Source organism: Desulfotomaculum sp. 1211_IL3151, from assembly GCF_036763075.1.
Classification (GTDB): Bacteria; Bacillota; Desulfotomaculia; order Desulfotomaculales; family Desulfotomaculaceae; genus Desulfotomaculum.
This window is the reverse complement of sequence record NZ_JBAIYV010000035.1, coordinates 48,993-73,978: the sequence shown is the minus strand read 5'-3', so window position 1 is coordinate 73,978 and position 24,986 is coordinate 48,993. Positions and strand designations below refer to the sequence as shown.

Below are 24,986 nucleotides of genomic sequence, written 5' to 3'. Positions count from 1 at the left end.
TTATACTTTTTTATTATTGCCTCAGCCTAGTCAGATATGAAGTCCAAATTTTTAAACCTAAACCATCGATGTTATAAAACAGGCAAATCCTAGCCTTTATTAATAATTGCCTACAACAAAAGAGAGGTTTTTTGAATTTTAATACCGAATTATACAATACTTTCTGAAATAACATAATTTGAAATCATGAGCACAATTGACTCTTAAAATATTATAAAGGTGCTGAGGCTTATGAAGGGCTATGTCGTTGGTGCATATATTTTATGTAAGTTATTTAGCTTCTGAACAATTGCTGCTGAATAAGAAGTATCATAGATGAGCAACAAGAGAGGTTAAATTACGTAGAAATGAGGTACCAACCATGGTTATGCACGATAGGGTAAGTACAGGTATGGCTGGTCTTGATCAAATAATTGACCAACTTAGGTTGGGAGACAATGTTGTTTGGCAGGTGGATTCTGTATCAGATTACAAAAAAATGGTTGAGCCCTATGTCGCACAGGCTATGCAGGATAAAAGAAAAGTAATCTATATTCGCTTTGGCAAACATAAATCGTTGCTAAATGACAGCTCAGATATAAAAATTTATTCCGTTGAGGCTGAAAAAGGCTTTGAAAGCTTTGCCATTGCTGTACGTAGCCTGATTGAACAGGAGGACAAAAAAACCCTATACGTTTTTGACTGCTTGACCGATTTACTAGAATATTGGTATTCCGATCTAATGATTGGTAATTTTTTTAAAGTTACCTGTCCATTTTTATATGAATTGGATGCCATTGCCTATTTTGCCATCATCCGTAATACCCATACCTACAGTACCATTGCTGGTATCCGTGAAACGACACAGCTTCTGCTTGATTTATACCAGGTAAATCATAAATACTACATCCACCCCCTTAAGGCCTGGCAGCGTTATTCCCCCACGATGTTTTTCCCTCATTTAATACAAGGTCAGGAGGCTGTCTGCATCACGGCCAGTTCCCAGGCAGCTGAATTGTTTTCCAGTATCAATCGCGGTGGGGAATGGCTTGATTATTGGGAGATTGTACTTAACAAGGCTAAAGAAGATCTTAAGCACCGGCCTGAGCAGCAGGAAAAAACGAAACAACTTTTAATGTCCATGCTGATTGGCAATGAATCAAGAATGTTGGAATTGTGCGACCAATACTTTACCTTAAAGGATATTTTGGCAATAGCATCCAGAGAGGTAGGAACTGGCTTTATCGGCGGCAAAAGTGTAGGGATGCTATTGGCCAGAAAAATTTTAGAGCATGATGGTGGGGAGCGTTTTATTCCTTTTATGGAGCATCATGATTCGTATTATCTTGGCTCCGATATTTTTTATACTTATATTGTACAAAACGGCTGTTGGGAACTCTGGACAAAGCAAAAAACGAAAGAAGGCTACTTTAAATATGCCCCTGAGCTGAAAGAAAAAATATTGCATGGTAGTTTTCCAGAAAACATCCAGGAGCAGTTCATTCAGTTATTAGAATACTTTGGGCAATCTCCGATTATTGTACGTTCAAGTTCCTTGCTTGAGGACAACTTTGGCAACGCTTTTGCGGGCAAATATGATAGTGTATTTTGTGTGAACCAAGGCACCCCGGAAGAACGCTATGAAGCTTTTGAACAGGCTATTCGCACCGTTTATGCCAGCACCATGAATGAGGACGCGCTTACCTACAGGATGAATAGAGGACTCTTTGAGAAAGATGAACAGATGGCGATATTGGTTCAGCGCGTTTCCGGGGATTACTATGAACAAAATTTCTTTCCCCATGCTGCGGGTGTCGGAAACTCTTCAAATCTATATGTCTGGGATAAAAGCGTAGATATGGACGCTGGGATGCTTCGCCTAGTCTTTGGACTTGGTACAAGGGCAGTGGACAGAAATGTTGGCGATTATGTGAGAATTGTCTGTCTCGATAATCCTTTGCGCATCCCGCCAATGAATTACCAAGATAAAAATAAATTTTCTCAGCATTATGTTGATACACTTTCCTTAAAAGAAAACGTTATAAAGACCACAAATTTGGAAGAAATTATGGCCTGTGATTTAAAGGTAGATAAAGAGCTATTTGGCCATTTCGATTACAAAAGGGTAAATAGCCTGCGTGAACTTGGCTATACCGACATCACAGTACCCTATGTTCTAGATTTTCAAAAATTACTTGTCGATACAGAATTACCCAAGGTTATGAGAGACATGCTTGCTTTGTTGTCTAAAGTTTATGATTACCCCGTAGATATTGAGTTTACAGCGAATTTTACAAAGGACCATCGCTTTAAGGTTAATCTTCTCCAGTGCCGTCCTTTACAGACAAGAGGATTAGGTAAATCCGTTGCAATCCCCAAGCTGGCAGATAAACAGGATTGTTTCTTTACCACCAAGGGAAATTTCATGGGTGGCAATGTGCGCTTGCCCATTGATTTTGTTGTTTTTGTTCGTGCACAGTCCTACCTAAAACTTAATGAACAGAACAAATACACGATTGCTAGACAGATTGGTATGATTAACAGTGTTTTGAAAGAGAAAAACGTTATGCTGCTAGGACCAGGCAGGTGGGGAACCACAACACCATCCTTAGGGATACCGGTACACTTTACAGAGTTATGCAATATGTCGGTTATTTGCGAAGTGGCATCCGTCGATGAAGGATTTATGCCTGAATTATCCTATGGCAGTCACTTTTTTCAGGATCTGGTGGAAACAGGAATTTTTTATGTGGCAATATTTAATGGACATAAAAATGTAATATTTAATCCCAACCGTATTTTAGAAAAAGAAAACCTGTTGGGTTACTTTTTGCCCCAAAGCACCCCGTTTTCCGATGTAATCCACATTGCCAAAACAGAGGGAATGGAAGTTTTTTCAGACATTGTAACACAGAAGGTTTTGTGTAGGTAAACAATGTAGGCGATTTTTCACTTATGGAGGTAGCCATGTGCCTGATACTTTTTGCCACTAATTGTCACCCCCAATACCGGCTGGTATTGGCGTCCAACAGGGACGAGTTTTATGGTCGGCCCACTAGGCCTGCTGCCTTTTGGTATGACCATAAAGTAATCCTAGCGGGGAAAGATTTAAAACAAGGAGGGACCTGGTTGGGTCTCACCACCACCGGTCGTTTTTCCTCCTTGACTAATTACAGGGATCCTGCCCGTTTTAACTCCCAGGCCCCATCACGGGGACATCTGGTTTATCAATATCTTAGCGGAGCGGTTTCTCCTGAAAACTATATAAACAGCATAAGCAGTGGAGTAACGGAATTTAATGGTTTTAACCTCCTCATGGGAAGCACGAAAGGAATCTACTACTACTCCAATTTAGAAAAGGTTATTCGTAAAGTAGATAGCGGTATCCATGGCCTTAGCAATAGCTTTCTTGATGTGCCATGGCCCAAGGTAAGCAAAGGGAAGAAAGCCCTGGCAGACTGCCTGCAAAGTCAAACGATAAATAAAGAGCAGTTGTTTGCCATAATGGCAGATCGGGAGCAGCCGGAGGATCATCGATTACCCCAAACTGGCTTAAGCCTGGAGTGGGAGCGTATCATGTCACCAGCCTTTGTTGTAAGTTCCTCCTACGGAACCAAATGCTCTACGGTTGTACTGGTGGATCACCATGACCATGTGCAGTACTGGGAGCGCAGTTTCGTTCAGAAAGATCCCAGTAAATGGCAGGATGTTTTCTTCGAGTTTGATATTGAGGAGCAGCGAGAGAATAATCCGTCGTAACGTGTTGTAGGGTAAAAACGGACCTTGACTGATCAAGCCAGCCAAGGTAAAGTAAATATTGATAACATCAAGCACTCTGCAGGGAGTGCTTTTATTTTTCATGTACAATAAAGGTGAAAGATTCTTGGGGGTACTATGAAACAGCTTATTCTTACGGAAAAACCATCAGTGGGAAGGGATATCGTAAATGCCATAGGGGGCCGCTTTGAAAAAAGGGATGGTTATTTCGAAAGTGAACGGCACATCGTTAGTTGGGCCATTGGTCATTTAGTGGAATTATGCGAACCAGAGGATTATCAACCCAACCTTAAAAGATGGCAGCTGTCGACCCTGCCAATCATACCAACTTCCTTTAAACTAAAGCCAAACCCCAACACAATTAAACAATATCAAATAGTCAAACAGCTTCTCAGCAGGCCTGACGTTGAGTTAATAGCAGGTACTGACGCCGGGCGAGAAGGGGAATTAATTCTTAGATATATTTTGCATTTGTCAGGCTACAACAGACCCTTTAAACGCCTTTGGCTATCAGAAACAACGCCGGAGGCCATCCGAAAGGGACTTGCTAATCCTTTACCCGGCCAAGCGAAGGATTTATTGGCGGCAGCAGCTGAGTCCAGGTCCCAATCGGACTGGTTGATCGGAATTAATGCCACCCGAGCCTTTACCAAAAAGCACGGTGATTTATACTCCATCGGCAGAGTGCAAACCCCAACCCTGGGGATCGTTGTAGCCAGGGAAAAGGAAATAAAAAATTTCACTTCTGTACCCTATTGGGAGCTATATGCAGATTTCGTTACAGCAAGTGGTCAGATCTATCGGGGTAAATGGTATAAAAATAAAAACCTAAACAGATTTGAGCAAGAATCCGATGGTCTCGCCATTAAAGAGAAGATTACCGGCCAAGTTGGTACCATTACCAAAACAGAGGAAAAAAATGTGTCAGAACCACCGCCTTTACTCTTTAATCTAAATGATTTACAAAAGGAAGCTAACAAAAAGTTTGGTTTTACCGCCAGCCAAACCCTAGAAATAGCCCAGGCATTATATGAAAAGCACAAATTACTGACCTATCCAAGAACGGAGTTTAAGCATCTAACCAAAGAATTGGCTAAGACAATACCAGCCAGGCTAGCTGCCCTGGAGTCTGTGTCCGGCTATGCAAGTTATGTGGCCTTTGCTAAATCCGCCCCCAAGCCGGGCAAAAGATTTATCGATGACGCAAAGGTTGGCGACCACCATGCCTTAATCCCAACCAGTGTAAAGCCAAGCAGCAAGCTAACCGCCAATGAGGCCAAAATTTATAATCTGGTGGCACGCAGATTTTTGGCCATGTTTTACCCGGCTGCCCAATACAAACAGACAAAGATTACCACTAGCGTATGCACTGAAACCTTCCAAACCTCCGGTAAGATTGAACTGAGCCCCGGCTGGAAGGAAGTTTTAACTCCGTCAAAGGGGGAAGAACTGTCCAAAACGGATGAAGAGGTACTGCTTCCTCCGATAATCAAAGGTGAGCAGGTTACGGTAGATAAAGCTGAATTGCAACAAAAGAAAACAGAGCCTCCCAAAAGATATACGGAGGGAACACTATTGGCAGTGATGGAAGGGGCTGGAAGGTTTGTAGAGGACAAGGTCTTAAAGGATGCCATGAAGGGACATGGCCTGGGAACAAGTGCCACCAGGGCAGCCATCATTGAGCGGTTAATAAAGGTAGGTTATCTAGAGAGGAAAGGGAAGGTTTTAATACCAACCCCCAAGGGCGAAACCCTCATCGATTTGGTGCCAGAAATAGTCTCCAGTCCACAAATGACCGGCGAATGGGAAAAGGCCCTGGCAGACATCGAAGCAGGACAAGTCAATCCCGGTGATTTTATGACTCGGATTGTTGGCTTAACTAAAAAGATCGTTGAACTGGCCAAAGAACAAAAGACCAAGGGTACTAATCAGCAGCAAACCAGAGAGATCATTGGCAAATGCCCCTTGTGCGGCAGTGATGTTTTAGAATACCCCAAAAGCTACGGCTGCTCAGGCTTCCGCGAAGGCTGTAGCTTTTCCTTTGGTAAATTGATTCTCAAGCAAAATATTACCACCGAACAAGCCAAATCTTTATTAACGAGCGGCAAGGTACAAGTAAAAGGATTCATCTCCTCAAAGACAGGAAAACAATTCGACGCAGCCCTCGTACTGAAAAATGGCAAAATTTCCTTCGACTTTTCATAAACCCGGGGTCAGGCCTTGAATCATTCACTTTTTTACTGCTAAGTGAATGATTCAAGGCCTGACCCCTTTTTAATCTAAACTTAACAATCTTTTACCACATTCTTTACAAGGGGTTAATTAAATCTTAACAAACAATCGTTATGATTAACTTGTACACTTGGTTATATTCCGATTAAAGAGATGAAGGTCACCAAGGACGCGAACGAAGTGATTCACTTTAAGATCTTTGGCATTTACGGAGGGGCAACAATATGGGGAAAACGGTTGAAACGGTAGTGGTATTAACCAAGGGCATCAAACCAAAAAAACAGCGATACCAATTGGGTCGCAGGATATCTTTCCTGTGTGCTCTACTGGTAATTGTTTTAACCCTATCCATCGTGGTTTTTATAACTTCTAAAGGGCTCTCGACCTTTCTGATAAACAACGTTAGCCTGAAAGAATTTCTTTTTAGCACAGAATGGTTCCCTGATCGAACACTGGAAGAAGGTGGCCCGAGGGTTGGTGCCTTGACCTTTATCTTTGGTTCGGTGGCCGTTTCTATGCTGGCGGTTTTAATAAGTGCACCCTTAAGTTTTATTACCGCCATCTTTATGGTGGAAATTGCCCCTGGCTGGGGGCAACGCCTTTTGCAGCCATGCATAGAACTCTTATCAGGCATTCCCTCGGTGGTGTATGGTTATATTGGCTTAAGTGTGCTGGTGCCTTTTATTCGGGAATATCTTGGGGGGCTTGGTTTTAGTTTGTTGGCGGGGGTCATGGTGCTATCGGTGATGATCATTCCCACCATCGTCAGTGTAAGTGTAGACAGCCTTCGGTCACTGCCGTCCCACCTAAAGGAAGCAGCCTATGCCCTTGGTTCCACTCGCTGGCAAACAATTCGGCTGATTCTTATTCCTGCCGCCAAAACTGGCTTGTTTACTGGGGTCATTCTGGGCTTGGCCAGGGCCTTTGGTGAAGCGTTGGCGGTACAAATGGTGATCGGAAACACCAAACAAATTCCCCAGTCGTTATTGGATCAGCTGACCACGTTAACCAGTGGCATTACCATGGATATGGGTTATACCGTGGTTGGCTCTCTCTGGAACAATACTCTTTGGTCGATGGCCACCATTTTATTGCTTATGTCGTTTTTCTTTATTCTTTTGATCCGAATTATTGCCAAAAGGGGGGCTAATTGTTGAGGGCACAGACTGCTGACCGTATCGCCACGGGTTTCTTTTATGCCGGCGCAGGGGTTGTGGTGCTAATTCTTGCCGGATTAATTGGCTACATTCTTTATCATGGGGCAAGCTCAATTGATTGGGCCTTTATTACCAGTCCTCCCGGGGGGCTGGCTGCGGGTGGTGGCATTGGACCGCAAATCTTTAACTCGTTTTATTTACTTTTTTTAACCATGTTCATTACGATTCCAATCGGTCTATTGGCCGGTATTTATCTAGCTGAATTTGCCAAACCAGGAAAAGTCACAGAAGCGATTCGACTAAGCATCGAAACCCTTACCTCCTTGCCATCCATTGTGGTAGGCTTGTTTGGACTTTTAATCTTTGTCAATTATACAGGCTGGGGTTATACCCTGATGTCCGGGGCACTGGCCCTGACGGTTATTAATCTGCCAATGATGGTTCGCATATCGGAAGAAGCGATTCGTAATGTACCCATGGAGCTTAGGGAAGGCAGCCTGGCCCTAGGTGCCACCCAATGGCAAACAATTTGTAAGGTGGTACTGCCCTCAGCCTTTTTAAGTATTATGACAGGCATCATCATTACATCCGGTCGAGTATTTGGGGAGGCAGCGGCACTGCTTTTTACCGCTGGCATGAGCAGCCCGCCCCTTAACTTTACCAACTTGGACATTACCAGTCCCGCTTCGCCCTGGAACCCCTTTCGGCCTGCTGAAACACTGGCGGTGCACATTTGGAAGGTTAATTCGGAAAGCTTAATTCCCGATGTTCGAAGGGTGGCCGATGGGTCCGCAGCAATTTTAATTTTAGTGGTTTTATTCTTTAACATTTCAGCCAGATGGCTGGGCCGTAGAATTCACAATAAACTAACTGGTCAATAAAAAGAAAAGAGGAATGGCATGGCTTTAGCAAAATTTGATATACAAAACCTAAACTTATATTACGGAAATATGCAGGCACTTAAAGATATTCATTTTGATATCAAGCCACAGCATATTACGGCCTTAATCGGTCCCTCTGGTTGCGGCAAATCTACTTTTCTGCGCACCTTAAACCGTATGAATGATTTAATTGCAGGCGTACGGCTGGAGGGCAGTATTCTGCTGGATGGTCAAGATATTTACCAGCCCGATGAAGATGTAGTGAATTTACGTAAGAGAGTTGGTATGGTATTTCAACGGCCTAATCCTTTTCCCATGTCGGTTTATGATAATATTGCCTACGGACCACGTATTCACGGCTTAAAGGATAAAAGGAAACTTGACCAAATCGTGGAGCAAAGTCTTAAGGCAGCAGCACTCTGGGAGGAAATTAAAGACCGCCTGCACCGTAGTGCACTGAGTCTCTCAGGGGGACAACAGCAGCGATTATGTGTGGCCAGGCTTTTGGCTGTGGAACCAGAAGTATTGCTGATGGATGAACCAACCTCCGCCCTCGATCCTATTTCAACCATCAAGGTCGAGGAGTTAATCACGGAGCTAAAAAATCAATATACCATCGTCATCGTAACCCATAACATGCAACAAGCAGCCCGGGTGTCCGATACAACCGCCTTCTTCCTTAACGGTGAATTGGTTGAATCAGGACATACAGAGGGTATTTTTACCATGCCGCGGGATAAACGTACGGAAGATTACATCACTGGCCGTTTCGGTTAAAAGGAGGAAAAGCATGCCCATGTCAACACGTCAATCCTTTGATCGTCAGCTCATGGATTTGCAGCAACATATTCTGAGAATGGCAAGTTTCGTGGAAAAAGCGATTTACGACTCGGTGGAATCCCTAGCTAAACAAAATACCGATTTAGCCAGGGGGGTTATCGAAAATGATGACAGCATTGACGAACTATATAATGATATTGAATATACCATTATTAAAATCATCGCCACCCAGCAGCCCATCGCCAAGGATTTAAGACTCGCCGTTTCAGGGCTTAAAATTATTATGAGTCTGGAACGAATGGGGGACTTTGCCGTTGATATTGCCAAGGTAACCTTACGGCTTTCCGGTCAAAGATTAATTAAACCCCTGGTAAAAATACATGAAATGGCACATTTGGCCCAACGGATGGTTAAGGATGGCCTGGATGCCTATGTAAATCTTGATGAAGCCAAGGCAAGAAAAATGTGCAGCTACGACGATGATGTGGACTATTATTTTCGGGAAGTCTTTGAAGAATTAATTGAGTTTATGAAGAAGGATCCCACCAGCATTGAACAGGCAACCAGCCTATTGCTTGTTTGCCGCTATCTGGAACGTATCGCAGACTACGCTACCAATATTGGTGAGGAGGTAGTCTTTTTGATAACAGGCTATTGGGAGGAAATGAACTAGGAACGGGGTCAGGCCTTGAATAATTCCCTTATTTACTGCTAAGCGAATTATTCAAGGCCTGACCCCATTTTATTTAGCGAATGAGGTAGCCCTTTGTTATGGCGTCTTCGATTAATTCTTGAACAAATTCCCAGAGGATCGGTGCGTTTTCTTTAACAACTGCCGCACGTTGGTAGACCTTCGTGCTGTTTACGCCTGGTTTTTGCCAGGTGTGACCGTTGGTGTGGTAATTAAGAATGAAGGGTTGCATACGATCCAGGCAGGCTGCGAAGCAAGCAGCCGGGGTGTTCATGTTTTCAAACTCTTGCCAAAGATCATAAATTTCCTGGGCTTGGTCCTTTGGCAGAAGATTAAAAATTCGCTCAGCAGCCCTTTGTTCCCTTTCTTCCTTATCTAAATTACCCTTCTCATCATAGCAAAATGTGTCACCTGCATCTATTTCCACCAGATCATGGATCAGAACCATTTTAATCACCTTTAAGACATCGATCTCCTGGGCAGCATATTCAGACAACAAAATTGCCATCACCGCCAGGTGCCAGGAATGCTCCGCATCGTTTTCGTTTTTCTTACTACCAATAATTACACTTTGTCTTAGGATTTGTTTGAGCTTATCAATCTCTACGATAAACTTGATTTGTTGTGACAACCTCTCATTAACCACTGATAGGACCTCCCATAAGTTAACATTATACATTGGCCATTATACCACGAATTGTAGTGCAAAAATACAATGGAGCCACCCCCCTTTAATCAGGGGGTTGGACGAATGCTTTCGGTAAGATAGAATATTATTATGAAATAGTTTTAAACATAGGTAAATATAAAGGAGTAGAGAAAAATATTTGATCTGAACAAGCATAGTAAACGGGAAAGGACGAGTCCCCTCGTGCTCCTTGTGGATGATGAGCAAGATCTAGTTAGGGGGCTAAGCAATACCCTAACTGGAGTTGGCTTTCGGGTGGTTGCCGCCGGGGATGGCGGCGAGGCTTTGACAATTTTTCGGGATGCTATGCCGGACTTAGTTGTGCTGGATTTAATGCTTCCTGTTAAAGACGGCTTGGAGGTATGCCAAGAGATTCGTAAGGTTTCGGATGTGCCCATCCTCATGCTAACAGCCCGGGATGACAGTATTGACAAAATACTAGGTCTTGAATTTGGTGCCGATGACTATGTAACAAAACCCTTTAACAGCCGGGAGTTGGTTGCTCGTATTCGATCCATACTGCGTCGGACGAATAGGCAGTATCAAGGATCGACCGTTGCCGTTGGTAATGGTCGGGTACAGATTCATATCAATGAGCAAAGGGTTACGGTGGATGATGAGCAAATTTCTTTGACTCCCACGGAATTTGCCCTGCTGATACAGTTAGCCAGGCACCCGGGGCAAGTATTCTCGCGAATTAACTTATTAGAAACAGTCTGGGGCTACGATTTTCCCGGGGATCTGAGAACAGTAGATGTGCATGTGAGACGTCTGCGCCAGAAAATAGAGGCGGACCCAGCTAATCCAAGAATAATTTTAACGAGGTTTGGTGTTGGCTATGTTTTGGCAAAAGTATAAGCAAATCATTGATAATTTTACCAGCCTTCGTTGGCGTTTAGGTGTTAGCTACTCTGTCATGGCCATCGTAGTTACCGCACTTTTGACTGGCCTGGCGGTGCAAACTGCCATGACTATTTCCATGTCGGCCCAAAAGGAACAGGCCCTTTCTTCCATTACTGGGGTAGCCACTGCCTTTGCTGATTCCCTAGGCTCTTCGCTTGATCCTGCCCAGACCGCCCAACAGTTAGGGTTGGCTGCCAATGGCCGGGTTATTTGGCTGGGACCGGACGATCGGGTGAGGGTGGATGGTTATGGTGATGCTCGCCTAAGTGGCCGACCCTTTCAGGTCCCACCCAAACTAAAGGATCCAGATGTTAAAGCTGCTGAAATTTACGATACCGGGCAGAGTTGGGTCGCTTATACCTCTGCACCCCTCCAAATCGCCGGCAAAACCTCCGGCAGATTACTGTTAATACAAGATTTAGCTGCCCTGCGGCAGGAGTATGCACTACTAAAACAGCGTCTATGGCTCCTCGGCGGGGTATTATCTTTAATTGTTGCCGGTATCGGAATCTTTCTTGCCGGAACCATGTCAAGGCCACTGGAAGCACTAACCCATGCCATACAGAAAATCCGGTACGGTGAATTGCAGCAATCGGTTCCCGTGTCCGGCAGCAAGGAAATCGTATCTTTAACGGAGGCCTTTAATCAAATGACTGCCAGGGTAGCAAAATTGGATGAACAGCGGCGAACCTTTGTGGCTAACGCTGCCCATGAACTCCGCACTCCCCTGGCATCACTGCAAGCCTTAGCAGAGGGAATGCCGCAGGAATCAGTACCCAAACCGGAAGAAATGGATGCCTTTGTACGCCAGACTGAACGCCTGGGCCGTTTAGTGGACAGTTTGCTACAGTTGGCCAGACTGGATAATCCAGAATTACAATTAAATCGCTTCCCCATAAGGGTGCCAAACCTTATTGAGGAGGCCCTTTGGGTTGTTAAACCTTTGGCTGTGGCACGTCAACTAAAGCTTGAGATAGAAGCAGATAAAGAGTTATGGATTGAAGGCGACCCGGATTGGCTGCATCAAGCTTTCGTTAATGTACTAAGTAATGCCGTTTACTACACTCCCATCGGCAGTCAAGTGCGCCTGGGAATGGAGACTAAACAAGGCTATGTTCATATTGTCATTGAAGATACGGGGACAGGTGTTTCGCTGGATGTTTTAGCCCAGTTGGGAACCAGGTTTTATCGGCCAGCCGCTGCCAGGGAACGGAACAGCGGAGGAGCAGGCCTAGGCCTGTCCATTGTAAAGGAAGTGCTGCGGCTGCATCAGGGTAGGCTGGAATTTGCATCTCCCCCGGGAAAAGGCCTCATGGTTAAATTGATTGTTCCTGAAATTGCCCCACATCCGCAACCTGTAACAATTTCTTAACATCTGGTAACAGGATTGCAAAATTAATGTGTTATAACTGGGGTAAGGAGGTTGAGAACATGAAGAATAAACGATTTATCCGACCGATTATTACGGGATTGGCAATTGGGGGAATCATTACTGCATTAATCTGGTTAAACCAGCCCTTAGACCTGCCGTACTTCAGACCATTAGATACCGTGGCCCAGGCAGAGTCCAACGATAGGCAACAATATTTATCCCCCCAGGAGTCTCCAGATGTGAATCCCACCGCCTTTAGGGGTCAGGGTAAGCTGGCCTTCATCTGGAAGGGATTACTCTATCATCTTGATGGCAGCACCGGAGAGGTAAAACAACTGACGGACACTGGCATGGCTGCTGAACCGGCCTGGTCATATGATGGCGAATGGTTGGCTTTTCTTCAGATAACAGACCAAAATATGATGACTGGATCCCTTTGGCTGATACGTAAGGACGGCTCCCAGGCTCATCAAGTTCAAGGCTTGCCCGGAACCGTTATGTCCCAGAAATTTTCCTGGTCACCTACTGCGAATAGGCTATCTGTAAGTACCAAAGATGGTATTTGGTTGGTAACCACAGAGGGTGAGCCACAGAAGTTTGTTCAGACTCCTAGTGAATTTCCCAGCTTCAGTTGGTCACCGGACGGAAAATCCTTAGCCTATAATGTTACCCTCCCGGCAAAGGAACCAGGGAATATGGATGACCTCCTTTTTACTGTGACGGTTGATGGTGGGAAACCGGTTGAACACCTGCATACGAATGCAGGCATAAGACTGGCTGGTTGGCACTACGACGGCAAAGGTTTACTATTTTGGCTTATACCTGGCCATGGTCTCTCCACTGCAGCGGACGGTGTTGAGCTATACACCCTGCCACTGGGTGAAACTGTGCCTAGGCCGCTTACAACCGGATTAACCTACCAAGAGTGGCAATCCCTTTCGCCCCAGGGGAAACTTCTAACTGTGGCAGGCGGGGGACGTATTGCCTGGGCGGACAAAAATATTGCCTTTGTGGATATCAAAACAGGGAAGGTACAAAACCTACCCAACCCCAGCGGCAGCGTGACACTTGACCCACAATTCTCGCCGGACGGCAAAAGAATAGCTTATGTTGCTGCCAAGAATCTTGGCAGCGATGTTTGGGGCTTTGAAAAGCCAGAGGAGCTATCAGACTGGGTTGCCTCACGGACACTTTATATCGCCAATGCCGATGGCTCCAATGCACGTGCCATACCAGAGGCGGGGAAGGGGATCATACAGCCTATCTGGTCAAAGGATGGCAGTCATATTTTATATGTGAAGGACAATGTTCTTTGGCAGATGAAGGCTGAAGGTGGCCAGCCAGAAAAAATATTTGCTCCCGTCTCCGGGCCTGAAGATCACTTCGGTTTTTATGGATTTGCATCCTACGAAAGTGTTTTGTCCTGGTATAGGGGATAAAATATTAGTTCCCTCGGGACAAGGCCTTACTATTAGACTGATCATCCCCAAAATTGCCCCACATCCGCAACCTGTAACCATTTCTTAATATCTGGTAACCGGATTGCAAAATTAATGTGTTCTAACCGGGGTAAGGAGGTTGAGAGCATGAAGAATAAACAATTTACCCGGCCGATTATTACGGGATTGGCAATTGGCGGCGTGATTGCTGCATTCGTCTGGTTAAACCAGCCCTTAGACCTACCGCACTTCAAACCGTTAGATGCCGTGGCCCAGGTTGAATCCAAGGACAGGCAGCAAAAACCCTCCCCTCAAGATCTCCCAGATGTAAATGCCGCTGCCTTTAAGGGACAGGGCAAGCTGGCCTTCATCTGGAAGGGATTACTCTATCATCTTGATGGCAGCACCGGAGAGGTAAAACAACTGACGGACACTGGCATGGCTGCTGAACCAACCTGGTCATATGATGGCGAATGGTTGGCTTTTCTTCAGATAACAGACCAGAATATGATGACCGGACCCCTTTGGCTGGTACGCCAGGACGGTTCCCAGGCCCATCAAGTTCAAGGCTTGCCCGGAACCGTTAGGTCCGGAAAGTTTTCCTGGTCACCCACTGCGAATAGGCTGTCTGTAAGTACCAAAGATGGTCTTTGGTTGGTGCCCACAGAGGGTGAACCACAGCAATTCGTTCAGACTCCTAAGCAACTCGTTCGGACACCCGGTGAATATCCCAGCTTCAGTTGGTCACCGGATGGCAAATCTTTAGCCTATAATGTTACCCTCCAAGCTGAGGAACCGTGGAATATGGATGACCTGCTTTTTACTTTGGCGGTTGACGGTGGTAAACCCGTTAAACACCTGCACACCCCGGATGCCGGCATCATGTTGGCTGGTTGGCACAATGACGGCAAGGGTCTGCTCTATTGGCTGATACCTGTCCATAGTGGCTCCCTCGCGGCAGACGGTGTTGGCCTGTGGAGTCTCCTGTTGTCTGAAGCTGAGCCTAAATCACTGACATCTGGTTTAACCTACAAAGGGTGGCAGTCAATTTCACCCCAGGGGAAACTTCTAACCGTGGCAGGTAGGGGACGTATTGCCTGGTCAGAAAAAAGTCTGACAACTGTCGATATCAAAACAGGGAAGGTACAAAACCTACCCAACCCCAGCGGCAGCGTGGCACTTGACCCACAATTCTCACCGGACGGCAAAAGAATAGCCTATGTTGCTGCCAGGAATCTTGGCAGCGATGTTTGGGGCTTTAAAAAGTCCGGCGACTTGTCAGCCTGGATTGCCTCACGGACACTTTATATTGCCAATGCCGATGGCTCCAATGCGCGTGCCATACCAGAGGCGGGGAAGGGGATCATACAGCCTATCTGGTCAAAGGACGGCAGTCATATTTTATATGTGAAAGACAATGTTCTTTGGCAGATGAAGGCTGACGGTGGACAACCAGAAAAAATATTTGCTCCAGTAGTCTCTGGTCAGGAGGATCACTTCGGTTTTTATGGATTTACATCCTACGAAAGTGTTTTGTCCTGGTATAGGGGATAAACTAAAAACTGCTTTATAAGGTTAACATAAATGGCACTTAGGATTCAGGCTGGCCTTATTGCATAAGCGTTTTGCATAAGGCCAGCCTGAACCCGTTTTGTTCTTATTCAACAAAGCATAAATTCAACAATTGGCACCCTTGACGAACACCCAAAACGTGTATATACTCATATTAATCTTTAAACCAAAGAAAGGGTCCTTAAATGAGTAATGAATCCGTAAGGGAAAAATTAAAAGAAATGTCCAGGACAACGGGCAAGACTTGTGTCTGTTTCAATTTACGCAAGGCTTCTAGGCTTTTGAGCCAGGTCTATGACCAGGGGTTAAAGCCAACCGGACTAAAGGTAACGCAGTTTTCTTTAATGATGGCGGTGGCTGGAAATAGTGGGATAACCATTGGAAAGCTGGCCCGTCCCTTGGGAATGGATCGAACTACCTTAAGTCGTAATGCTAGGATTTTAGAGAAAAAAGGGCTAATCGAACTAGGAGAGGGGGAAGATCGTCGGGAACAGCTAGTATACCTTACTGAAAAGGGAAGCTCATTGCTGTTAGAGGCCATACCCCTATGGGATATGATCCAAAGGCAATTGGCTGACAAAATGGGTGATACACGATTGAATGAACTGATCAGCGACCTACGGGATTTAGCAAAGGGATCCAAACCTCAATAATTTTTTTTGCGACATAATGTGCATATACACTTATTTATGCGTTTGTTTTTTATTCAATTATTAAAAGGGGGAATTTTTATATGGGACATTTGGTTAATAACAAAGATGAAGTTTATCGGCTATTGGCCGAACGTTTAAACAAGAGTCCCGTGGGGGCACCAATCAATGATACCCTGATGGCCATTCTTCATCGTCTTTATACGGAGTCCGAGGCCATTGTTGGCAGCAAATTTCCTTTGGTGCCGATGGCCTTGGAGCAAATTGTCAATATTACAGGTATTAAGGAGCAACAATTAAAAATAATTCTCGATGGCATGGCTGACAAAGGATTGGTGCTGGATATCCCCCGCAAGAAAACTGTTTATTATATGCTAGCCCCGATGGTAGTGGGATTTTTTGAATATACATTCATGCGGGTACAGGATAATGTAAAATTAAAGGATTTAGCAGAGCTTTTTCAAAGTTACTTCAGCAATCAGGAAGTTAGAGCTGAATTCTCAGGCGATGGAACCAGAATGATGCGTACCCTGGTATATGAAAGCCTGATACCCGTGGCCGTGGAAACGGAGGTTTTAACCTACGAAAGAGCGAGTGAAATTATCCGGCAATCCGGTGGAGGCGCAATTTCCATCTGCCCCTGCCGTCATAAAGCAAGTCACTTGGGCAAGTCCTGTGGAGCACCCCTAGAGGTTTGCACCTCCCTTGGCAGTGCTGCGGAATGGATAATACGCAGAGGTTTGGGCAAACGCGCTACGGTAGACGAATTACTGGAGGTACTTGACCAAGCAGAAAAACTTGGTTTGGTCCATAATTGTGATAACGTACTAAATAAACCTGCTTACATATGCCACTGTTGTGGTTGCTGCTGCGTAATTTTAACTGGCATCAATGAAACAGGGCAATATGCTACTCACCCCAGCAACTTTACGCCTGAATTAAACACAGAAACATGCACTGGCTGCGGGACCTGCGCGGAAAGTTGTCATATTAAGGCCATTAACCTGAAATCCAATAGGGACGGCTTGGAAGTACCTGATGTGAACAAAGATATTTGTCTAGGCTGTGGTGTATGTGCATCTGCTTGCCCCAGCGGTTCATTAACCATGTCCCGCAATTCGAGCTTACATGTTCCACCTGCTAATGCAACGGAAAAGTTTTCGAGAATCGCCAGGGAAAAAAATAAAATTTAACACCCATATAATATCGGGTACCTCCAACATTTCGAAAGTGAGGGGATAAGGATGGTTAAGCAGGCACTTTATCTTGATGATTTAAAAGTGGGTGATACTTTTATCAGTGAAAAGTATCCTTTAAATGCAGATAAAATAAAAAGATTTGCCCATGAGTTTGATCCACAGGTTTTCCATTGCGATGAGAATCTAGCGAAAACTACTTTTTTTAAAGGATTAGCTGCCAGTGGTTGGCATACTGCAGCGGTTACTATGAAATTATTGACAGATAGTCTGCCTTTTGCTCATGGGATTATTGGAACTGGCGGAGAGATTAAATGGCCACAGCCAACTCGCCCCAATGATGTTATATATGTAAAGAGCACAATTAAAGAGATCAACCCTTCTAAATCAAAACCCAATCAAGCCATTCTACTAGTTGAGTCTGAAACTTTAAATCAGCGTAATGAGGTTTGTCAAAATTTAACTGCAAAGCTTTTAAGCTTTAGAAAGAGTGACGGTTAGAAAATTCACTGAAAATAAAGAATTACTCCTTTGGGGTTAACATAATTTTATTGCTAGGGTGGTCAAATATAGTTAGATTTATAAAGATTTAACATGGGGTATTTTGCCATGGTTTTGTTATTACAGAAAAGAAAAAACTAGAGGAAAAATAATTGAAGGAGACAAGATGAAAAATGATCGTGCGCTATTAGAAAAAACAGGGTGGAACTTAGATAATAGTTATGCGGGTTTGCCGAAATCCTTTTTTACCAGACTCAACCCAACCCCAGTAAGCTCACCAAATCTTATGATCCTCAATCACCCTTTGGCAAAATCCCTAGGGCTGAATGTGCAGGCACTACAAAGCAGCGAAGGAGTAGCCGTACTTGCCGGCAATGAAATTCCCGAGGGTGCTTTGCCCCTTGCACAGGCTTATGCAGGGCATCAATTTGGGCATTTTACCATCTTAGGGGATGGCCGGGCTTTACTGATTGGTGAGCAGGTCACACCTTCAGGCAAACGGTTTGATATTCAACTCAAGGGTTCAGGTAAAACTCCCTATTCCCGCGGGGGCGATGGACGAGCGGCACTGGGACCGATGCTGCGTGAATACATTATCAGCGAAGCCATGCATGCACTTGGTATTCCTACCACCCGCAGCCTAGCGGTAGTGACAACGGGTGAGTTCGTATTCCGTGAAAACACGAAACCCGGTGCAATTCTGACCCGTGTGGCCGCCAGTCATTTACGCGTCGGTACCTTTCAATATGTTTCAAGATGGGGCTCTGTTGAGGATCTCCGTACCCTGGCTGATTATACATTACAAAGGCACTTTCCAGACGTTGACAACCAGAACCGTTATCTTTTTCTACTTCAGGAGGTCTGCAAGCGTCAGGCCATGCTAATTGCCAAATGGCAATTGGTTGGTTTTATTCATGGCGTGATGAACACCGACAACATGGCCATCAGTGGAGAAACCATTGATTATGGACCTTGCGCCTTTATGGATACCTATGACCCAGCCACGGTTTTCAGTTCCATTGATACCCATGGCCGCTATGCCTATGGTAAGCAACCGGATATTGCAGCGTGGAATCTTGCAAGATTTGCAGATACTCTATTGCCTCTGCTACATGAAAACCAGGATCAGGCTATCAAACTGGCTCAGGAGGAACTATCGAACTTTGATAATTTGTATCACAGTCATTGGCTCGCGGGAATGAGAGCTAAACTGGGTATAATTGACGAGGAGGCCGAGGATAAATTTCTTATTCAAGACCTCCTCCGTATGATGCAAAAGTATCGTGCGGACTATACCAATACTTTCCGCGCCTTAACTCTTGATAAGCCAGAAGAGATGGTCTTGTATGGCACAACGGAATTTGCTCAGTGGCATGAACAGTGGCAGGCTAGACTAGGTAGGCAGCAGGAAGCAAAAACCTCTTCGCATCCGTTGATGAAGCGTAGTAATCCTGCACTAATACCTCGCAATCACAGGGTAGAAGAAGCACTATCAGCAGCGGTGGATCACGGGGACTACAGTATGATGAAGCGGCTTCTTGATGTTCTTTCAAACCCTTACTCATACTCACCTGAACAAGCTGACTACGCCGCACCGCCTAAGCCATCCGTTCGTCCCTACCGAACTTTTTGTGGAACTTAGATCGAATATTTCAGTTAAGAAAGGGGGTTTTTTTGATAGAAAAGAATGCAGGTACAGCCGATCGTATTTTAAGAGCAACCTTTGGCGTTTTATTTCTTGCCCTTGGCTCCCTCGGTACCTTTGGTGCCCTGTGGTCAATAATTTTTCTTATATTAGGAATCGGTGTTTTAGTGGTAGCGGCCACAGGGTTCAGTCCACTTTATCGGTTATTGGGATATTCCAGTCTAAAACCCCAACTGACAGTGAAAGAGGACGTAGCATACTGGACCACCGGAGTGTCGGATACGGATAAGAAGTAGTGCAAAACATCTATTCAAAAAAATCCCCCTATTAATGGGGGATTTTTTATTTTACTATATTAAATAATTAAACTAATAACATGATGCAGGAGAAGGAATATCTAAATGCATTCCGAAAATAGTAGAAAATGTCAAAGTTTCGGAGGTACTCTTATGAGGTATCAAGATAAGACCAAGGAACAATTAATCGCCGAACTAATTAAGACACAAGATGAGAATAAAAAATTAAGTCATTTATTTAACATGCTGCTAAAACAACTTAAAATAATCGTAAAAGAGCGAACAGGGGAAATAGAAAAAGCAAATAAAAAGCTAAACGAAATTCTAGAAAGTATTTCTGATGGCTTTTTTGCATTGGACAAAGAGTGGAATTTTACCTATGTAAATAAATACCAAGACTATCCATTAAACAAAAACCGTGCAGAGTTATTAGGTAAGAATATATGGGACATTTTACATGAGGTTATTCATTCAACATTTTATAAAGAATTACATCGAGCAATGTCCGAACGGATACCAGTAAATTTTGAAACAAAATCTATTTACAACAATATTTATTACGAAGTGCAGGCCTATCCTTATGATGATGGGATATCTGTGTTTATGAAGGACATTTCAGAGAGAAAAGCAATGGAAAACAATATAAAACTTAACCAAATGAGACTTGAAGCACTTCTGGAAATGAACCAAATGAAGGATGCTTCAATTAATGAAGTTGGCAAATTTGTATTGAATCAAATGATAAAATTAACAGGCAGTGAAATAGGGTATTTTGCTTTAGTTAATGAAGATGAAACCATGACGGAGGTTTCTTTTAGATCAGAGAATGTCATGTCTGCCTGCAAAATAAAAGAACAAAGCCCTATCTTTTTTTCAATAAAGGATGGTGGTATTTGGGCAGAAGCCATTCGTCAACGGAAAGTTACAATTATCAATGACTATGACGCTGAGTTACCAGGTAAGAAGGGTCTGCCTGTTGGTCATATACCCTTAACCCGTGTATTAAACGCACCTATTTTCTCGGGAAATCGTATAGTAATGAATGCAATCGTTGCAAATAAAAAGGATGATTATAACCTAACAGATGCCAACCAATTATCTCTTTTAGTTAATGGATATTGGTCATTTATTCAACAAAAAAAGAATGAAGAGGAAAAAATAAAAACTGAATTAGAATTAAAAAGGCTAGATCGCCTTAATCTTATTGGTCAAATGGCAGCTGGCATAAGCCATGAGGTAAGGAATCCAATGACCACTGTTCGAGGATTTCTGCAAATGCTACAGAGTAAAGAGGAATGCTCCAGATATCAGGACTTCTTTAAGCTGATGATTGAAGAGTTGGATCGTACAAACTCTATGCTTACAGAATTTCTGTCTATCACTAAGATTAAGCCAGAAGAATTAAGGGTAGAAAGTATAAACCAAATAATCAATGCCATGATACCCTTAATTCAAGCAGATGCGGTTGGTCAATATAAATATGTAGAAACACAACTTAATGATGTTCCAAATTTACTGTTAGATAGCAAAGAGATTCGTCAGTTAGTTTTAAACCTTTGTCGTAATGGACTAGAAGCAATGCCTGGTGGTAAATATTTAACAATAAGTACCTACAAGGAAGATAACTATGTAGTAGTTGCGGTAAAGGATCAAGGAACTGGCATTAAGCCAGAACTACTAAAGATAATAGGCACCCCGTTCTTTTCTACCAAGGCAAATGGCACAGGGTTGGGTTTGGGCATATGTTATAGCATTGCGGCTAGACACAACGCGGAAATTGAAATTCAAACCGGGCAAGATGGAACAACATTCCTTGTCAAGTTTAAAATATTAGGAAGTAAAGTTATATAACAAAGCCATGGCTACTATGCCAACCAGCAAACTATAGAAGAGGCTTTTTGTTTTCATAGCAATTACGAGTGTAGGTATAAAGGCCCAAATATACAAGTTATTAATACGGATATCAATGTCTCCCTCTGGTGCCAATATACTTAAAGCAGTTAAGCCGCCTAAAACAGCCGGGGCAACATAGGATAACCAGAGTTTTAGTGGTTTGGGAAATTCATAGCGGGAAAACAGAGCGATCGGCAAAATACGCGGCAAAATGGATACCAACGAAACACCGATAATCATCATCCAAATGCTACTCTCGCTCACTAATAAACACCCCCAAACTGGCTGCAATAACCGTCGCAATAATGATATTAAACATATTCCCCATCGTAGCCGGAAGCAGGTAGCCAATTAGCAAACATAATAATGCCGAAGCCAGGGCCACAATGGTGTCGGATTTACGGTTGATAATAAAAACCAATAAACAAATATACATCGCCGGCAAGGTAAAATTTAGACCTAAACGATCTGTATCTCCAATAAAACTCCCCAGTATGGCTCCCAATAAGGTACTGCTGATCCAACCAAGATGTGAGGTTATATTGAGACCAGCCATATAGGAGGCAGTGGGCGGGTGATCCTGATAGCGGTTCATTGCTACTGCATAGGTTTCATCCGTCAAGCCATAGGAGAGCAGGGTCCCAATGGCAGTAGGAACTTGTCCCTTAAAATAGGGCACCAGAGATGTAGCAAATAATAAATACCTTAAATTTACCAAAGCATTGGCTACGATGATGGTGAACACCGCCCCTCCCACTTGCATGACCCCAAGGGCGATATATTGCCCGGCCCCTGTAAAACACAGGACCGACATCATCGTAGCCTGTATGATTGACATACCAACCTGATTTGCCAACACCCCGAAGGCAACCCCCAGGGGTAAATAACCTAAAACAATGGGGATTGAATCATGGATTCCTTGTTTCAATTCTTCCTTATGCATTTTTAAACTTATCTCCTTTGAAAAAACTCAACACTCCCATTTTTACACATAATTAAGCGAATGTGAAGAACTATTGCACATTCCTTCATGCCACTACGATATTTCCTTCCTTTGCGGTAAACAATAGAATTATCGAGGAGGAAAGGGAATGAAAAAAGTCATATTGCTGGTTTTGCTAATTTTTCTATATTTAATTTCAGGATGCCAAAATGCCCCCTTTAAAAAACCTTTACAAGAAAATCAAGTCATTTATCGCCATGGTCAATATCTGGTTATTGTAGAGGGTCATCAATTAATCGTAACCGGTGGTTTATCCAGAAAAGTCTTTGCGTCGAAAGACAACTCTTTTTCGGGAGCTTCTAGGATTAAAAACAAACAAAAAGAAAACCTTCCACTAAAAGGAACCTATATCAAAGATGGCTTACTGATAAAGGGTCAGAATAACAGCTATTTAGTAAGTCTAACACCGGAAATAAAATTATTAGCTTCTTATCCAAATCCCCATACTAAAGAAAAATTAATTATCATTAACAAACAAATAAATATACTCTATTATTATGAGCAAGGATCCCTGGTAAAGAAGTATCCTGTTGCCACAGGGAAAAAAGAGTATTATACACCGAAAGGTTCCTTTAAAATAGTAAACAAAATACATATAAAGGAAGGGGAGCATCCGGATGATATTTATGGTCCCCGTTGGCTGGGCCTAGCTGTATCCGATGCCAAGGACAAAAGGGCAAATGATGATGAACGGGCTCCCCTTGGTCATAAGTATGGCATCCACGGTACGAATGAGCCTGACTCCATCGGTACCCAGGCTTCGGGTGGGTGCATTCGGTTAAATAATAATGATATCCTAGAATTATACAGCATGGTGCCTGTGGGCACTAAGGTACTGATTGAGTAATACACTAACAGGTTTTTTCAAGGTAATTATTCATTTGTTAAGGGTATGCTTTCTCTACCCCCTCTAAAAAGAGGGGGTAGTCCTATAATAAGGTAAAAAACGGAAAACAGAGAGTAAATCACCCTAGCGAATACCCGATTTTACAATACATCTTTAAGCAAATGCTATCGATATAAAAAATTACAGATATTATTGATAATGTTAAATTGCTGTGCTATAGTGATTCCAAAACCTATTTGCAATGTGAAAATAGTTGAGGTGTAAGGATATGAGTCACCTACAAAAAATTACTTTTTCCAGTGACCGACTTATCGAAGCTCAGTTGCTTTTGCTTTTACAGATAAAATCCTCACATGGATATGAACTTATTCAAAGGCTAAATGATGCGGATTTTACCATCGAGGAAGTGGACCCAGCTACGATCTACCGCCATTTACGACGTATGGATAAGGAAGAACTCGTAAAATCTCATTGGGAGACAGGTCCGTCGGGACCAGGAAGACGTCTTTATACAGTTACAAAAAGTGGAGAGGAATTGCTCAGTCAATGGACCATCAATATTAAACAGCAAAAGGAAAAACTCGCTAACTTCCTTAAAACTTATGAACAATACCATAACTCGTAGTTAATGGGGGTATTAGCATGGCTAATAATAACTATTATCTTAAGATAATGAATGCCGGGGCTTTACACAGGATAATAGGTAATTGCATAGAGGTTTTTATGCAAAAAAATCTTGAAGTAACACTAGAAATGAAAGGGGTTGGTTCAAGAGAAGGTGCAAAGCGGTTGCTTTCTGGGGAGAAATGCGACATCATTGCCCTTGCAGACCAGGCACTATTTGCAGAGTTGTTAGTACCTGATCTGGTGGAAGATTATTTTGTTTTTGCCACGGATCAAATTGTCATTGCCTATGATCACTTCTCCAGGGGAAGCAAAGAAATTAATTCAGAAAACTGGGCTGATATATTACTTCAACCAGAGGTGATCTTTGCCCGTTCCGATCATAACCTTGATCCCTGCGGTTATAGAACATTGATGGTATGGCAACTTGCAGAAAAGCTTTACAATAGGCCCGGACTTACTCATGAATTAGACAGTGCCTGCCTCCACTACTCTACTTACCCCAAATCATTGGATCTAGCCGGGGCTTTGCTTGCAGGCAAGGTCGACTATGCTTTTTTATATTCCTCAGAAGCAAAGCAACTGGGACTTCCCTACATTACTCTACCTTCCAAGATTAATCTCTCTAATCCAGCCTATGCAGATTATTATGATCAGGCAGCGGTATCTGTTGAAAGCAAAATACCCGGTAAAAATATTATTATCCACGGTAAACCGATAGAATTTGCTGTAGGGATTAGCAAAACTACCCAGCACGATGACCTGGCAAAGCAATTTGTAGACCTTCTTACCGGTCATGAGGGTCATGCCATATTAGAGGAATGTGGTATGATTCCTTGCTAAAAAACCGCATGGAGTGA

General features: G+C 43.5%; 23 protein-coding genes. 20 read left to right on the top strand and 3 right to left on the bottom strand.

Annotation, left to right across the window (positions count from 1 at the left end):
- Positions 1-361: 361 nt before the first annotated feature.
- The 7 genes from V6C11_RS08515 (at position 362) to phoU (ending at position 9,479) form a co-directional block, all read left to right on the top strand.
- On the top strand, positions 362-2,911 hold the full coding sequence (locus V6C11_RS08515) for a PEP/pyruvate-binding domain-containing protein (RefSeq protein WP_333530714.1): 2,550 nt from the start codon (positions 362-364) through the stop codon (positions 2,909-2,911).
- A gap of 35 nt (positions 2,912-2,946) precedes the next feature.
- On the top strand, positions 2,947-3,738 hold the full coding sequence (locus V6C11_RS08510; protein WP_333530713.1) for an NRDE family protein: 792 nt from the start codon (positions 2,947-2,949) through the stop codon (positions 3,736-3,738).
- Positions 3,739-3,873: 135 nt separating this feature from the next.
- Positions 3,874-5,961, top strand: a complete 2,088-nt coding sequence (locus V6C11_RS08505) for a DNA topoisomerase III (RefSeq protein ID WP_333530712.1) — start codon at positions 3,874-3,876, stop codon at positions 5,959-5,961.
- 251 nt (positions 5,962-6,212) lie between these two features.
- On the top strand, positions 6,213-7,145 hold the full coding sequence (pstC, locus tag V6C11_RS08500) for a phosphate ABC transporter permease subunit PstC (protein ID WP_333530711.1): 933 nt from the start codon (positions 6,213-6,215) through the stop codon (positions 7,143-7,145).
- Complete coding sequence (gene pstA, locus V6C11_RS08495) at positions 7,142-8,026, top strand: phosphate ABC transporter permease PstA (protein WP_333530710.1); 885 nt, start codon at positions 7,142-7,144, stop codon at positions 8,024-8,026. The genes pstC and pstA overlap by 4 nt, the downstream gene beginning before the upstream one ends.
- A gap of 18 nt (positions 8,027-8,044) precedes the next feature.
- Positions 8,045-8,803 (top strand): phosphate ABC transporter ATP-binding protein PstB, encoded by a 759-nt coding sequence (pstB, locus tag V6C11_RS08490; RefSeq protein ID WP_333530709.1) that lies wholly within the window; start codon positions 8,045-8,047, stop codon positions 8,801-8,803.
- Positions 8,804-8,822: 19 nt separating this feature from the next.
- Complete coding sequence (gene phoU / locus V6C11_RS08485; RefSeq protein ID WP_333530919.1) at positions 8,823-9,479, top strand: phosphate signaling complex protein PhoU; 657 nt, start codon at positions 8,823-8,825, stop codon at positions 9,477-9,479.
- 73 nt (positions 9,480-9,552) lie between these two features.
- Here the strand turns inward: phoU and V6C11_RS08480 are convergent, their stop codons facing one another.
- Positions 9,553-10,143: an HD domain-containing protein gene (locus tag V6C11_RS08480; RefSeq protein ID WP_333530708.1), complete on the bottom strand. Its 591-nt coding sequence runs from the start codon at positions 10,141-10,143 to the stop codon at positions 9,553-9,555.
- A gap of 225 nt (positions 10,144-10,368) precedes the next feature.
- On the opposite strand from V6C11_RS08480, the gene V6C11_RS08475 reads away from it, so the two are divergent.
- From V6C11_RS08475 to V6C11_RS08430, 10 genes are all read left to right on the top strand, one after another.
- Entirely contained in the window at positions 10,369-11,043 is a 675-nt protein-coding gene (locus V6C11_RS08475; protein ID WP_333530707.1) for a winged helix-turn-helix domain-containing protein, read from the top strand.
- Positions 11,024-12,460 carry a sensor histidine kinase gene (locus V6C11_RS08470; protein WP_333530918.1) on the top strand — a complete coding sequence of 479 codons (1,437 nt, stop codon included), beginning with the start codon at positions 11,024-11,026 and terminating at the stop codon, positions 12,458-12,460. Before V6C11_RS08475 ends, V6C11_RS08470 begins: the two co-directional genes overlap by 20 nt.
- 59 nt (positions 12,461-12,519) lie before the next feature.
- The gene (locus V6C11_RS08465; RefSeq protein ID WP_333530706.1) at positions 12,520-13,899 is read left to right on the top strand and encodes a biopolymer transporter Tol; all 1,380 of its coding nucleotides are present in this window, start codon (positions 12,520-12,522) and stop codon (positions 13,897-13,899) included.
- Between the two features lie 147 nt (positions 13,900-14,046).
- A complete protein-coding gene (locus V6C11_RS08460; RefSeq protein WP_333530705.1) occupies positions 14,047-15,453 on the top strand; it encodes a biopolymer transporter Tol in 1,407 nt (468 codons plus the stop codon).
- 203 nt (positions 15,454-15,656) lie between these two features.
- Entirely contained in the window at positions 15,657-16,124 is a 468-nt protein-coding gene (locus V6C11_RS08455; protein WP_333530704.1) for a MarR family winged helix-turn-helix transcriptional regulator, read from the top strand.
- 80 nt (positions 16,125-16,204) lie between these two features.
- On the top strand, positions 16,205-17,314 hold the full coding sequence (locus V6C11_RS08450) for a 4Fe-4S dicluster domain-containing protein (RefSeq protein ID WP_333530703.1): 1,110 nt from the start codon (positions 16,205-16,207) through the stop codon (positions 17,312-17,314).
- Positions 17,315-17,365: 51 nt separating this feature from the next.
- Entirely contained in the window at positions 17,366-17,818 is a 453-nt protein-coding gene (locus V6C11_RS08445) for a MaoC family dehydratase (protein ID WP_333530702.1), read from the top strand.
- Positions 17,819-17,984: 166 nt separating this feature from the next.
- Positions 17,985-19,460, top strand: coding sequence for a protein adenylyltransferase SelO (locus V6C11_RS08440; protein ID WP_333530701.1), 1,476 nt, complete (start codon positions 17,985-17,987; stop codon positions 19,458-19,460).
- Positions 19,461-19,492: 32 nt separating this feature from the next.
- Positions 19,493-19,759: a YgaP family membrane protein gene (locus V6C11_RS08435; RefSeq protein ID WP_333530700.1), complete on the top strand. Its 267-nt coding sequence runs from the start codon at positions 19,493-19,495 to the stop codon at positions 19,757-19,759.
- 153 nt (positions 19,760-19,912) lie between these two features.
- On the top strand, positions 19,913-21,610 hold the full coding sequence (locus V6C11_RS08430; protein ID WP_333530699.1) for a GAF domain-containing protein: 1,698 nt from the start codon (positions 19,913-19,915) through the stop codon (positions 21,608-21,610).
- On the opposite strand, the gene V6C11_RS08425 is transcribed toward V6C11_RS08430, so the two are convergent.
- Together V6C11_RS08425 and V6C11_RS08420 are read right to left on the bottom strand one after the other, a co-directional pair.
- On the bottom strand, positions 21,590-21,916 hold the full coding sequence (locus tag V6C11_RS08425; protein ID WP_333530698.1) for an AzlD domain-containing protein: 327 nt from the start codon (positions 21,914-21,916) through the stop codon (positions 21,590-21,592). The genes V6C11_RS08430 and V6C11_RS08425 overlap by 21 nt on opposite strands.
- A complete protein-coding gene (locus tag V6C11_RS08420; RefSeq protein WP_333530697.1) occupies positions 21,903-22,595 on the bottom strand; it encodes an AzlC family ABC transporter permease in 693 nt (230 codons plus the stop codon). Before V6C11_RS08420 ends, V6C11_RS08425 begins: the two co-directional genes overlap by 14 nt.
- Positions 22,596-22,743: 148 nt before the next feature.
- On the opposite strand from V6C11_RS08420, the gene V6C11_RS08415 reads away from it, so the two are divergent.
- The 3 genes from V6C11_RS08415 (at position 22,744) to V6C11_RS08405 (ending at position 24,969) form a co-directional block, all read left to right on the top strand.
- Positions 22,744-23,502, top strand: coding sequence for a L,D-transpeptidase (locus tag V6C11_RS08415; RefSeq protein ID WP_333530696.1), 759 nt, complete (start codon positions 22,744-22,746; stop codon positions 23,500-23,502).
- A gap of 268 nt (positions 23,503-23,770) precedes the next feature.
- Positions 23,771-24,127 (top strand): PadR family transcriptional regulator, encoded by a 357-nt coding sequence (locus V6C11_RS08410; protein WP_333530695.1) that lies wholly within the window; start codon positions 23,771-23,773, stop codon positions 24,125-24,127.
- Positions 24,128-24,144: 17 nt separating this feature from the next.
- A complete protein-coding gene (locus V6C11_RS08405) occupies positions 24,145-24,969 on the top strand; it encodes an extracellular solute-binding protein (protein WP_333530694.1) in 825 nt (274 codons plus the stop codon).
- The last annotated feature ends 17 nt before the right edge of the window (positions 24,970-24,986 follow it).